Source organism: Pseudomonas sp. CC11G (assembly GCF_056174845.1).
On record NZ_JBWBZC010000001.1, the window covers coordinates 787,146 to 799,193 of the forward strand.

A 12,048-nucleotide genomic window follows, 5' to 3' on the forward strand; every position below is an offset into this window, starting at 1 on the left:
CTAGCATGTGGGCCCTGTAATGGAGGACCGGTATGAAGCATTCCTTTCGTTTGACCGCACTGGCAGGTTGCCTGCTCTTGAGCGCGTGTCAGGCTGTAAACACCACCAGCGGCGATTCCGTGGGTGTTGAGCGCAAGCAGTACATGTTCAGCATGCTGTCGACCCAAGAGGTCAACCAGATGTATGCGCAGTCGTACCAGCAAACGCTGAGTGAAGCCAAAGGCAAAGGTCAGTTGGACAAGACCAGCGCCAACGCCAAGCGCGTCGATGCGGTGGCCAAGCGCCTGATCGCTCAAGCACCAAAGCTGCGCCCGGATTCGGCGCAGTGGGCGTGGGAAGTGAACCTGGTGGACAGCGATGAGCTGAACGCCAACTGCGGCCCGGGCGGCAAGATCATCGTGTACAGCGGCCTGATCGATAAGCTGAAACTCACCGACGATGAGCTGGCGGCGGTGATGGGCCATGAGATCGCTCATGCCTTGCGCGAGCATGGCCGTGAAGCGATGTCCAAAGCCTACGGCATCGAAATCGCCAAGCAAGGCGCAGGTGCGCTGCTCGGTCTAGGCCAGGACACCATGGCCCTGGCCGATACGGTTGCTCAATACGGCATGACCCTGCCAAACAGCCGCGCTAACGAAGACGAAGCCGACCTGCTCGGCCTCGAACTCGCCGCCCGCGCCGGCTACAACCCGAATGCTGCCATCACCCTGTGGGAGAAAATGGGCAAAGCCAGCGAAGGTGCGCCGCCGGAATTCATGAGCACGCACCCGGCCAACAGCAGCCGGATTGCGTCGCTTCAGGCGGCGATTCCCAAGGTTGAGCCGTTGTATCAGCAGGCTAAACCGAAATAAGCGGGAAGTAGTTCGGCTTCTGTGGGAGAGGCTTTAGCCTCGATGTTTTTGAGCGTGGCATTGGCCTGCAGGTATCTGTTGCAGGCCAGACCAATCGAGGCTGAAGCCTCTCCCACAAAGAGCAGAGCTGAAGTCAGGGCAACGCCACTTCCGCGTACGGTCGGGTCACCAGGCCCAACTGGGCGCGGAAGCTTTCCATATCGAAGATGGTGCACAGCTCTTCAATTTCGCCTGAGCAGGTCAGGGTCCAATAGGCCATGGCAGAAATGCTCAGCACTTTGTCGCTGGCGGGATAACCCAGGGCGGGTTTTTCCAAAGTGCCGATCAGGGTGCACCAGGTGAAGGCCTTGTTGCCTTCGGCAATCGTTTCCTCGACCACCACGACCAGATCGGGCATGGCGCTGCGGATCTCCTGCACCATCAGGCCGAAATCGGCGCTGTTGAGCGGGCGACCTACAAACGAACTCTTGTAGAGAAAACTCTTGCTGTGCAGTTGTTCAGCGAGGGCGGTTCGACCTTTGTTCCACGACAGGTCGATGTGGTGGCGTACCAGCCTTTTCATATCATCCAATGACATAGCGGCGCTCTGCGGTTTGCTGAAGGAAAAAACGCAGCAAACTGTGCATCGCGCCGCCGTCATTCGGCATTGGCCGAAACGCCAGGGGAGTGGCGTCAGATAAACGGCTTCTCGGTATGTGCGTTACGTCCGAAATTCTGGATTCCGGCCTGCGATGCAATGACGGTGATTTGTGCGGCGTCCATCGTCACCCCAGCGAATGCTGGGGCCCAGAATTTCGCAGGCTTACACCATTCCGCTAGCCTGCATCGCCTTGTAGATAGCGATACCGGCGAGCACGAAGAATGCCGTCGCAGCCAGGCGGCGAATCAAGGTCAGCGGCAACTTGTCCGCCGCAAAATTACCCGCCAATACCACCGGCACGTTGGCAATCAGCATGCCCAGCGTGGTGCCGATAATTACCAGCCACAGCTCCGGATATTGCGCGGCCAGCATCACGGTGGCGATCTGGGTCTTGTCGCCAATCTCGGCGAGGAAGAACGCAATCAGCGTGGTGAGGAAGGGGCCGAACTTGCGGGCGGTGGTGGTTTCTTCGTCATCGATTTTGTCGGGCACCAGGGTCCACAGCGCGGTCGCGGCAAAGCTCACGGCCAGAATCCAGTGCAAGACAGCGTTGGAGAACAGACTACCGAACCAGGCGCCGACGGCACCGGCAGCGGCATGGTTAGCCAGGGTGGCGGCGATGATACCGGCGATGATGGGCCAGGGTTTGCGAAAGCGTGCTGCCAGAATCAAGGCGAGCAGCTGGGTTTTATCGCCAATTTCAGCCAAGGCGACAATACCGGTTGGAACGAGAAGGGAATCAAGCATCAGGCTTCCTCAGGGGCGGGTAGACACGGCTATGACACGAACTACTTCCCGCCCCGGGTAAGGAGTTACGTGTCATAGGTCTTGTCAAACCCCTGGGTCCGTCTGAGCGGACCTTGGGTCGCACGCGCCATGCTCTGAGGAGCAAGTATGTTGACGCGTGCCGGGCGAAGTAACGCGTGAAAGCGTTGCTTGCGGGAGACTACTCCCCTAGGACGGAGCGGATTCTGCCCGAGGAATCTGTAAGCGGCAAGCCAAAGTTAATGCCGTTTTGCCCGATAGATCCGAAAGCCCTGACCTTCCCCAAGCACCGCACACGGCCCCAGGTGCTCTTCGATGATCGGCGCGTATTTGAGGAAACTGTTGGCCACCAGGCGCAGCTCGCCCTTGTGCTCCAGGTGTTTTTTCGCCTGGCGCAATAGGTGCTCGGTGGCCTGGTAATGGGTGTGCACACCTTCGTGAAACGGCGGGTTGGTGAGAATGCCCATCAGGTTTTTCGGCGCGGCGTCGATGCCGTCACCGGTAATTACCTCAGCCTCAAGATTATTCGCGGCCAGGGTCAGACGACTGCTCGCGGCGGCAAACGCATCCACATCCAGCATCGTCACCTGGCTCTGCGGGTAGCGGCGTTTAAGCACCGCCCCGAGCACGCCGGCGCCGCAGCCAAAGTCCAGTAAGTGGCCTGTGGGTAACTTGTCCAGATGCTGGAGAAACAGCGCCGTACCACGGTCCAGACGACCATGGCTGAACACGCCGGGCAGGCTGATAACCGTGAGTGCGCCGTCGTCCAGCGGCAGCTCGTAGCGTTGCGCGAGCGCATTGAGATCGGGCGTGGCCGGGGCGGTTTCCACGGTCACTTGCCACAGCTGGCAATGCCGCGCGCTATCGAGTTTGCGCGGCTTGCCGAAGGGTTGCAGCTGCTTGGCAGCGCGCTCGATGCCGGCGCGTTTTTCGCCGACCAGAAACAACTCGCGACCGGCCAGGCGCGCGGCCAGGGCGTGTAGTAGGTAGTCCGTCAGCTCACGGGATTTTGGCAGAAACACCACGGCAGCGTCGAAGCTGCTGTCGCCCGGTTCCACGCCAAAGTGGCAGCGCCCCGCAAAGCGCGCGTCAAGATTGCCCTGGTCGCCGGCGTGCCAGCTCCAGCCATGGGCGTTGGGCAATTGGCCGAGCAGGTCGTCGGCGGGTAGGCCGGCCAACAGCAGGTTGCCGGTGAACAGCTCCTGCTGGCGTAGCAATACTTCGCTTCGCGGGTCCATGGGCTTCTCCTTGAATAGGCGCTCGAGCAAAAAGCCGGGCAGCTTAGCCGACCTGTCGTCGCGGCGCACCGGTGAAGAACGCCGCGGCATTCTCGGTCATCTGCGTCACGATGCGTTGCCGTGCTTCACGGGCGCCCCAGGCGCTGTGCGGGGTGATGATCAGGCGTGGAATGTCGTCGGCCAGCAGCGGATTACCGTCAACCGGCGGTTCCTGAATCAGCACATCGGTGGCCGCGCCACCCAGATGACCACGGCGCAGGGTATCGGCCAGGGCCTGCTCATTGACCAGCCCACCGCGCGCGGTATTGATCAGGTAGGCCGTGGGCTTCATCAGGTTCAGCTGCGGCGTGTCGATCAGGTTTTTGGTGTGCTCGTTCAGCGGGCAGTGCAGGGTCAGGGCGTCCACTTGCGGCAGCAGTTCTTCCAGCGGCAAACGGTCCGGGCGAGCAGGCCGTCCCGGCAACTGGCCGAGCAGCACGCGCATGCCGAACGCTTCGGCCAGCTTGGCGACCGCGCTGCCCAATTCACCGGCACCGAGCAAGCCGAGGGTTTTGCCTTCCAGCTCCACGATGGGGAAATCCAGCAAGCAGAACTGCTTGGACTGCTGCCATTTACCCGCACGAACATCCCGTTGGTAATCCGGCAAACGGGTGGCCAGGGCCAGCAGCAACATCAGCGTGTGTTGCGCCACCGAGGGCGTGCCGTAACCCTGGCAATTGCTCACCACCACACCGTGTTCGCGGGCGGCGACGAGGTCGACGTTGTTGGTGCCGGTCGCGGCCACCAACACCAGTTTCAGCTGTGGGTTGGCGGCCAGGGTGGCGGCGGTAATGGGGGTTTTGTTGGTGATCACCACGTCGGCATTGTGCAGGCGCTCTGTCACTTGGTCCGGGGTGCTGAAACCATGCAGCGTCAGCTCGCCGAAGGCGGCGTGCAGCGGCGCGAGGTCGAGGTCGCCGAGGTCGAGGGAGTCGTGATCCAGGAACACGGCGCGGCTGGGGTTGGTCATCAGCTGTACCTTTTTTGCAGGCGGGGGAGGGCGTATCGTTGCCAGCCTACCTTACTTCGGAGCGTGACCATGTACTGGACGGAGTTTCTGACCGTTGCCCTGATTCACCTGCTGGCGGTGGCCAGCCCCGGCCCGGATTTCGCCGTGGTGGTGCGCGAAAGCGTGGCCAATGGGCGGCGCGCCGGAACCTGGACCGCACTGGGCGTGGGTTGCGCGATTTTCCTGCACGTCACCTATTCGCTGCTGGGCATCGGCCTGATCGTGTCGCAGTCGATCGTGCTGTTCAGTGCATTGAAGTGGTTGGCGGCGGCGTACCTGGTGTACATCGGCATCAAGGCGTTGCGCGCGCAGCCGGCCGCTCCGGGTAATGAAGAACAACTGGTGGCTGAGCCGGTGCAACGCACGGCGCGCGGCGCGTTTGTCAGCGGCTTTATTACCAACGGCCTCAACCCCAAGGCCACGCTGTTTTTCCTTTCGCTGTTTACCGTGGTGATCAATCCGCATACGCCGTTGCTGGTGCAGGCCGGTTATGGCGTGTACCTGGCGGCGGCGACGGCCATCTGGTTCTGCATGGTGGCGTGGTTGTTCAGCCAGGAACGCGTGCGTGCCGGGTTTTCGCGCATGGGGCATTGGTTTGATCGGGCGATGGGGGTGGTGTTGGTGGGGTTGGGCATCAAGGTGGCGTTGGCGCGGATGCCCTAAGATCAAGAACTCGAGGCTGAAGCCTCTCCCACAAAAGACGGTCGAACCCTGTGGGAGAGGCTTCAGCCTCGATGGATTTTGAAAGGCATAAAAAAGCCCGGCATTTACGCCGGGCTTTTTCATTTCGGGCTAACGCTTACAGCAGCTCGATCGCCACCGCAGTCGCCTCACCCCCACCGATGCACAACGACGCCACACCGCGTTTGCCGCCGGTGTTTTTCAGCGCGTTGATCAGCGTGATGATGATCCGCGAACCGGTCGAACCCACCGGGTGACCCTGGGCGCACGCGCCGCCGTAGACGTTCACTTTGGCGTGGTCCAGGCCGTGCTCACGCATGGCCAGCATGGTGACCATGGCGAAAGCTTCGTTGATTTCGAACAGATCAACGTCGTTCTTGCTCCAGCCGGTTTTGGCGAACAGGTTGCTCATGGCGCCGATGGGCGCAATGGTGAACTCGCTCGGGTCTTGGCTTTGGGTCGCGTGGGCGACGATTTTGGCCAGTGGCTTGAGGCCGCGACGGGCTGCTTCGTCGGCAGTCATCAGCACCAGAGCGCTGGCGCCGTCGGAGATCGAACTGGCGTTGGCTGCGGTGATGGTGCCGTCTTTGCGGAAGGCCGGTTTCAGGCCAGGAATTTTATCCAGGTTGGCGTTCAGTGGCTGCTCGTCGTCCTTCACAACCACTTCGCCTTTGCGGCTGGTGACGGTAACCGGCACGATTTCAGCGGCCAGCGAGCCGTCGGCAATCGCCTTCTGCGCGCGCTTGAGCGACTCGATGGCGTAGGCATCCATCTCTTCGCGGCTGATGCCGTATTTGTCGGCGGTTTCCTGGGCAAACGAGCCCATCAGGCGACCGGTGCGGGCGTCTTCCAGGCCGTCGAGGAACATGTGGTCTTTGATCTCGCCATGGCCCATACGGAAGCCACCGCGGGCTTTTTCCAGAATGTACGGTGCGTTGGACATGCTCTCCATACCGCCTGCCACCATCACGCTGTTGGTGCCGGCTTTCAGCGCGTCGTGGGCGAGCATCACGGCTTTCATGCCGGAACCGCAGAGCTTGTTGATGGTGGTGCAACCGGTGGCGCTGGGCAGGCCGGCGTTCAGTGAGGCCTGGCGGGCCGGACCTTGTTTGAGGCCGGCGGGCAGTACGCAGCCCATGATCACTTCCTGCACATCGGCGGCGTCGATGCCGGCGCGTTGCACGGCTTCACGGATCGCCAGGGCGCCGAGGTCGACGGCTGGAACGCTGGAAAGGCTGCCCTGGAAACCACCCATGGGGGTGCGGGCGCCGCTGACGATAACGATGTCGTTCATTTCGCTGTCCTCTTGTTCTTCTGGTACATGTGGTGCGGCCGCTGAATACCGGCCGATGGAGCCGATTCTACCTCGTGACCAAAAGTGGCCAAAGAGTCACGTTGAAATCATTCTTTTGGTTGATTTATGGGTAAGCCCAGCGCTCTAGAGTGGGCATAACAAGAATTCTTATAGCCGTGTGCACAGGTGAACAGATGCTGCAAACCCGAGTAATCAAACCCGCTGACAACGCGTATCAAGCGCCGCTGTTGATCAAACGCTTGCTGCTGTCAGGCAGTCGCTACGAGAAAACCCGGGAAATCGTGTACCGCGACCTGGTGCGTTACAACTACCTGACCTTCAACGAACGCGTCGCCCGTCTCGCCAACGTACTGACCAGCGCCGGGGTGAAAGCCGGCGACACCGTGGCCGTGATGGATTGGGACAGCCACCGCTACCTGGAATGCATGTTCGCCGTGCCAATGATCGGCGCCGTGCTGCACACCATCAATATCCGCCTGTCCCCGGAGCAGATTCTCTACACCATGAACCACGCCGATGACCGCTTTGTGCTGGTCAACAGTGAGTTCCTGCCGATTTACCAGGGCATTCAAGGTGCGCTGACCACCGTCGAGAAAACCATTCTGCTCACCGACGGCGCCGACAAAACTGCCGACCTGCCTGGCTTGGTAGGCGAGTACGAGCAACTGCTGGCGGCTGCCAGCCCGCAGTACGACTTCCCCGACTTCGATGAGAACTCGGTCGCCACCACCTTCTACACCACCGGCACCACCGGTAACCCGAAAGGCGTGTACTTCACCCACCGCCAGCTGGTGCTGCACACCATGGGCATGGCCAGCATGATGGGCGCGGTGCATACGCCGCGACTGATGGCCAATGACGATGTGTATATGCCCATCACGCCGATGTTCCATGTGCATGCCTGGGGCGTGCCGTATGTGGCGACCATGCTCGGCATCAAGCAGGTGTACCCGGGCCGTTACGATCCTGAATTGCTCGTCGGTTTGTGGAAGAAAGAGAAGGTCACCTTCTCCCACTGCGTACCGACCATTCTACAAATGGTGATGAACGCCAAGGCCGCGCAGGACGTGAACTTCAACGGCTGGAAAATCATCATCGGCGGCAGTTCGCTCAACCGCTCGTTGTACGAAGCGGCCAAGGCGCGCGGCATTCACCTGACGGCCGCGTATGGCATGTCGGAAACCTGCCCGATGATTTCCTGCGCCCATATGAATGACGAGCTGCTGGCCGGCAGCGAAGACGAGCGCACCACCTACAAGATCAAGGCCGGCGTGCCGGTACCGTTGGTGGAAGCGGCGATTGTCGATGCCGACGGCAACTTCCTGCCCGCCGATGGCGAGGCGCAGGGCGAGTTGGTACTGCGCGCGCCGTGGCTGACCCAGGGCTATTTCGAGGAGCCGCAGAAGAGTGAAGAGCTGTGGGAAGGCGGCTGGTTGCACACCGGCGACGTGGCCACGCTCGACAACATGGGCTTTATCGATATTCGCGACCGTATCAAGGACGTAATCAAAACCGGCGGCGAGTGGATCTCGTCCTTGGAGCTTGAAGATTTGGTCAGCCGCCACCCTGGCGTACGTGAAGTGGCGGTGGTGGGTATTCCCGACCCGCAGTGGGGCGAGCGCCCGTTTGCCTTGCTGGTCGCTCGCGACGGTCACAGCCTGGATGCGAAAAGTCTGAAGGAACACCTCAAGCCATTTGTGGAGCAAGGGCTGCTGAGCAAGTGGGCGATTCCGTCGCAGATTGCCCTTGTTACCGAAATTCCCAAGACCAGTGTCGGCAAGCTGGATAAGAAACGTATTCGTCTGGATATCGCCCAATGGCAGGAGGCCGGCAGCGCCTTTTTGTCCACTCTTTGAATGTAACGGGCCGTAAACACCTCCTACGGCCCGCCTCCCGAGCAAGCGCTTGGCCCCTCAAGCGCTGGCCTTGCGCCACTTCCAGCCTCTTGTACCCATTCTGAAGCCGCCGAAACCTGCATTCCAGAGTGGTTGGCGCCTTCAAATCACACTTTAGATGGATCATTTCGTACGACCTTGTACCTATAGTCGCTGCCATCCATAACAAAAAAAGAAACATGGAGTAGCGTCGATGAAAACAACAAGAACGTTCTGGCGCCGGGCAAAACTGCCACTGGCCGTCAGCCTCGCCACCACCCTCGCCACACCCGCATTTGCAGTTTCTTTTAACGTCGGTGAAATCGAAGGCTCGTTTGACTCGTCGCTGTCTGTGGGCGCGAGCTGGTCGACTACCGGTGCCGACAAAGATCTGATTGGGGTTAACAACGGCGGCAACGGTCTGTCCCAGACCTCCGACGATTCGCACCTGAACTTCAAGAGCGGCGAAACCTTCTCGAAGATTTTCAAAGGTATCCATGATCTCGAACTGAAATACGGCGACACCGGCGTATTCGTTCGTGGCAAGTACTGGTACGACTTTGAACTGAAGGACGAAAGCCGCGAGTTCAAAGACATTTCTGATAGCAACCGCAAAGAGGGCGCGCAGTCGTCCGGCGGCCAGATTCTCGACGCCTTCGTTTACCACAACTATGCCATTGCCAATCAGCCGGGCAGCGTCCGTCTGGGTAAGCAGGTACTGAGCTGGGGCGAAAGTACGTTTATCCAGAACGGCATCAACTCGGTGAACCCGGTTGACGTGTCTGCCTTCCGCCGCCCAGGCGCGGAAATCAAGGAAGGTCTGATTCCGGTGAACATGTTCTCGGTGCAGCAAAGCCTCACCGAAAACCTCTCCATGGAAGCGTTCTACCAGTTGGAGTGGGACCAGACCGTAACCGATAACTGCGGCACCTTTTTTGCTCAGCCGGATATCGTGGCTGATGGTTGCGACGGCAATCTGGCCGTGCTGCGCACTGAGCAAAGCACGTATAACGCCCTTTACGCCACGCTGACCGGCCTGGGCTTGCCGCCTGCGAACGCCGCGGCAGGTTCGGCTGCGCGTATTGCAGCACTGAAGGCAGCTGGTGTGACCTGGAACAGCCCGGACGAAGGGGTTGTTGTTCGTCGTGCTGGGGACCGTGACGCTCGCGATAGTGGCCAATGGGGCACCGCCTTCCGCTACTTCGCTGACGAGTTGAATACTGAGTTCGGCGCGTACTTCATGAACTATCACAGCCGTACGCCAATCTTCAGCGCTTCTTCGCCTAGCCAAGCGGTTTATAACACCGCAAATGCGCTGGGTTCTCTGGGCCCATTGGTAGTAGCCGGTAACTCCTCCTACTTCATGGAATACCCGGAAGATATCCGCCTGTATGGCTTGAGCTTCTCCACTACCCTGCCCGAAGGTACCGCCTGGAGCGGCGAGCTGAGTTATCGTCCGAACGCTCCGGTGCAAATCAACTCCACTGACATTCTGTACGCAGGCGTGAAATATCTCGGCGGCACCTATGCCGGCGCGTCCGTTCTGGACGGCGGCCCGAATGCGGAGTTGAACGGTTACAACCGTAAGGAAATCACCCAGTTCCAGACCACCTTTACCCACTTCTTCGACCAGGTCATGGGCGCTGAGCGCTTCACGCTGGTGGGCGAGGTTGGCGTGGTTCATGTCGGCGGCCTGGAGGACACCAACGATGTGCGCTACGGCCGCGACCCGATCTACGGTCCTGGTCCTCTGCCAGGCAATAGCTGCGTGGGCCTCAACGCTGCAACCTTGGGTACCAATACCAAGAACGTCAGCAAGTATTGCGAAAACGATGGCTTCACTACCGCTACTTCCTGGGGCTACCGCGCTCGCGCTATCTGGGACTACAACAGCGTATTCGCCGGTATCAACCTGAAGCCAAACGTGGCCTGGTCGCATGACGTGCACGGTTATGGCCCGAACAGTTCCTTTAACGAAGGCAACAAAGCCATCAGCCTGGGTCTGGACGCCGACTACCAAAACACTTACACCGCCAGCCTGTCCTACACCAACTTTTTCGGTGGTGACTACAACACCCTGGTGGACCGCGACTTCGCCGCTCTCAGCTTCGGCGTGAACTTCTAAGCAGACAGGAACTTTGAGGAAGGTATGACGATGAAAATAACAAAGAGTCTGCTGAACACTGGCGCTGCCCTGGCACTGTCGCTGTTGGCTACTAGCGTGATGGCGGCCGTTTCGGCCGAAGAAGCTGCCAAGCTTGGTACCACCCTGACGCCGGTTGGCGCCGAGATGGCCGGTAACGCCGATGGCAGCATTCCGGCCTGGACCGGTGGCCTGCCAAAGAACGCCGGCACCGTGGACAGCAAGGGCTTTCTGAGCGATCCGTTCGCCAGTGAAAAACCGCTGTTCGTGATCACCGCGCAGAACGTCGACAAGTACAAAGACAAGCTCACCCCTGGCCAGTACGCGATGTTCAAACGCTACCCGGAAACCTACAAGATTCCGGTATTCACCACACACCGTACCGCTACCGTGCCCCCTGAAGTGCAAGCGGCCGTGAAGAAGAACGCGGTGAACACCAAGCTGGTGCAAGGTGGTAACGGCCTGGAGAACTTCGAGACGGCCTATCCGTTCCCGATTCCTAAGGACGGCGTAGAAGCGATCTGGAACCAGATCACCCGCTATCGCGGCGGCAGTCTGATGCGCACCATTACTCAGGCGACCCCTCAGGCCAACGGTTCGTACTCGCTGGTTTACTTCCAGGACCAGTTTACGTTCCGCAGCAACCTGACCGACTACGACGCGAGCAAGCCAAGCAACATCCTGTTCTACTTCAAGCAGCAAGTAACCGCACCAGCGCGTCTGGCCGGTAACGTACTGCTGGTGCACGAGACCCTCGACCAGGTTAAAGAGCCGCGCCTGGCGTGGATCTACAACGCCGGTCAGCGCCGTGTACGTCGTGCCCCGCAAGTGTCGTATGACGGCCCGGGTACCGCGTCCGATGGTCTGCGTACTTCGGATAACTTCGACATGTACAACGGTGCACCGGATCGTTACGACTGGAAGCTCGAAGGCAAGAAAGAGATCTACATTCCGTACAACAACTACCGCCTCGATTCGCCGAACCTCAAGTACGACGACATCATCAAGGCCGGTCACATCAACCAGGACCTGACCCGTTACGAGCTGCACCGGGTATGGCATGTAGTGGGCACGCTGAAAGAAGGCGAGCGTCATATCTACGCCAAGCGTGACTTCTATCTGGACGAAGATACCTGGCAGGTTTCCGAAGGCGACCACTACGACGGTCGTGGCACCCTGTGGCGTGTGGCCGAGGCCCAGGCTGAGTACTACTACGACAAGCAAGTGCCGTGGTACACCCTGGAAACCTTGTATGACCTGCTCTCGGGCCGTTACATCGCTCTGGGCATGAAGAACGAAGAGAAACAGGCTTACGACTTCAACTACAAAGCGTCCGAGTCTGACTACACACCAGCTGCCCTCCGCCAATCCGGCGTTCGGTAAGTTGGGTTAGCAACAAAAGACCGGCCTTAGGGCCGGTTTTTTTTGTTGCTTAGCGAGCGGCTGCGCGTCGGCGATGCTGCGTTGCGTCCTCGCTTTTAATGCTCACGTAC

General features: G+C 59.8%; 10 protein-coding genes and 1 riboswitch. Of the genes, 5 read left to right on the forward strand and 5 right to left on the reverse strand.

What is annotated here, in order from left to right:
• Nucleotides 1-32: 32 nt before the first annotated feature.
• Nucleotides 33-851 carry a M48 family metallopeptidase gene (locus AC0V2S_RS03695; RefSeq protein WP_475508541.1) on the forward strand — a complete coding sequence of 273 codons (819 nt, stop codon included), beginning with the start codon at nucleotides 33-35 and terminating at the stop codon, nucleotides 849-851.
• Nucleotides 852-984: 133 nt separating this feature from the next.
• On the opposite strand, the gene AC0V2S_RS03700 is transcribed toward AC0V2S_RS03695, so the two are convergent.
• From AC0V2S_RS03700 to AC0V2S_RS03715, 4 genes are all read right to left on the reverse strand, one after another.
• Nucleotides 985-1,428 carry a ketosteroid isomerase-related protein gene (locus tag AC0V2S_RS03700; protein WP_475508542.1) on the reverse strand — a complete coding sequence of 148 codons (444 nt, stop codon included), beginning with the start codon at nucleotides 1,426-1,428 and terminating at the stop codon, nucleotides 985-987.
• A 225-nt stretch (nucleotides 1,429-1,653) separates the two neighbouring features.
• A complete protein-coding gene (locus tag AC0V2S_RS03705; RefSeq protein WP_475508543.1) occupies nucleotides 1,654-2,238 on the reverse strand; it encodes a TMEM165/GDT1 family protein in 585 nt (194 codons plus the stop codon).
• A gap of 86 nt (nucleotides 2,239-2,324) precedes the next feature.
• Nucleotides 2,325-2,459, reverse strand: a riboswitch (yybP-ykoY riboswitch).
• Nucleotides 2,460-2,495: 36 nt separating this feature from the next.
• Nucleotides 2,496-3,494 carry a methyltransferase gene (locus AC0V2S_RS03710; protein ID WP_475508544.1) on the reverse strand — a complete coding sequence of 333 codons (999 nt, stop codon included), beginning with the start codon at nucleotides 3,492-3,494 and terminating at the stop codon, nucleotides 2,496-2,498.
• 43 nt (nucleotides 3,495-3,537) lie between these two features.
• Nucleotides 3,538-4,503 carry a 2-hydroxyacid dehydrogenase gene (locus tag AC0V2S_RS03715; protein ID WP_475508545.1) on the reverse strand — a complete coding sequence of 322 codons (966 nt, stop codon included), beginning with the start codon at nucleotides 4,501-4,503 and terminating at the stop codon, nucleotides 3,538-3,540.
• 69 nt (nucleotides 4,504-4,572) lie between these two features.
• Between AC0V2S_RS03715 and AC0V2S_RS03720 the strand changes: the two genes are divergently transcribed.
• On the forward strand, nucleotides 4,573-5,205 hold the full coding sequence (locus AC0V2S_RS03720; RefSeq protein WP_475508546.1) for a LysE family translocator: 633 nt from the start codon (nucleotides 4,573-4,575) through the stop codon (nucleotides 5,203-5,205).
• A 136-nt stretch (nucleotides 5,206-5,341) separates the two neighbouring features.
• On the opposite strand, the gene AC0V2S_RS03725 is transcribed toward AC0V2S_RS03720, so the two are convergent.
• Nucleotides 5,342-6,517 (reverse strand): thiolase family protein, encoded by a 1,176-nt coding sequence (locus AC0V2S_RS03725; RefSeq protein WP_475508547.1) that lies wholly within the window; start codon nucleotides 6,515-6,517, stop codon nucleotides 5,342-5,344.
• 194 nt (nucleotides 6,518-6,711) lie between these two features.
• Here AC0V2S_RS03725 and AC0V2S_RS03730 point away from each other — a divergent pair, with 194 nt between their 5' ends.
• The 3 genes from AC0V2S_RS03730 to AC0V2S_RS03740 all read left to right on the forward strand — a co-directional run bounded on the left by AC0V2S_RS03730 (nucleotide 6,712) and on the right by AC0V2S_RS03740 (nucleotide 11,938).
• Nucleotides 6,712-8,394: a fatty acid--CoA ligase gene (locus AC0V2S_RS03730; protein ID WP_475508548.1), complete on the forward strand. Its 1,683-nt coding sequence runs from the start codon at nucleotides 6,712-6,714 to the stop codon at nucleotides 8,392-8,394.
• 232 nt (nucleotides 8,395-8,626) lie between these two features.
• Nucleotides 8,627-10,537: a DUF1302 domain-containing protein gene (locus AC0V2S_RS03735; protein WP_475508549.1), complete on the forward strand. Its 1,911-nt coding sequence runs from the start codon at nucleotides 8,627-8,629 to the stop codon at nucleotides 10,535-10,537.
• A gap of 30 nt (nucleotides 10,538-10,567) precedes the next feature.
• Nucleotides 10,568-11,938, forward strand: coding sequence for a DUF1329 domain-containing protein (locus AC0V2S_RS03740; protein WP_475508550.1), 1,371 nt, complete (start codon nucleotides 10,568-10,570; stop codon nucleotides 11,936-11,938).
• Nucleotides 11,939-12,048: the final 110 nt, after the last annotated feature.

Bases quoted from the DNA above. Each gene is read 5' to 3' on its own strand.
- AC0V2S_RS03740 (WP_475508550.1), top strand. From the start codon at position 10,568: ATGAAAATAACAAAGAGTCTGCTGAACACTGGCGCTGCCCTGGCACTG.
- AC0V2S_RS03700 (WP_475508542.1), bottom strand. From the start codon at position 1,428: ATGTCATTGGATGATATGAAAAGGCTGGTACGCCACCACATCGACCTG.
- AC0V2S_RS03730 (WP_475508548.1), top strand. From the start codon at position 6,712: ATGCTGCAAACCCGAGTAATCAAACCCGCTGACAACGCGTATCAAGCG.
- AC0V2S_RS03695 (WP_475508541.1), top strand. From the start codon at position 33: ATGAAGCATTCCTTTCGTTTGACCGCACTGGCAGGTTGCCTGCTCTTG.
- AC0V2S_RS03715 (WP_475508545.1), bottom strand. From the start codon at position 4,503: ATGACCAACCCCAGCCGCGCCGTGTTCCTGGATCACGACTCCCTCGAC.
- AC0V2S_RS03710 (WP_475508544.1), bottom strand. From the start codon at position 3,494: ATGGACCCGCGAAGCGAAGTATTGCTACGCCAGCAGGAGCTGTTCACC.
- AC0V2S_RS03705 (WP_475508543.1), bottom strand. From the start codon at position 2,238: ATGCTTGATTCCCTTCTCGTTCCAACCGGTATTGTCGCCTTGGCTGAA.
- AC0V2S_RS03735 (WP_475508549.1), top strand. From the start codon at position 8,627: ATGAAAACAACAAGAACGTTCTGGCGCCGGGCAAAACTGCCACTGGCC.
- AC0V2S_RS03720 (WP_475508546.1), top strand. From the start codon at position 4,573: ATGTACTGGACGGAGTTTCTGACCGTTGCCCTGATTCACCTGCTGGCG.
- AC0V2S_RS03725 (WP_475508547.1), bottom strand. From the start codon at position 6,517: ATGAACGACATCGTTATCGTCAGCGGCGCCCGCACCCCCATGGGTGGT.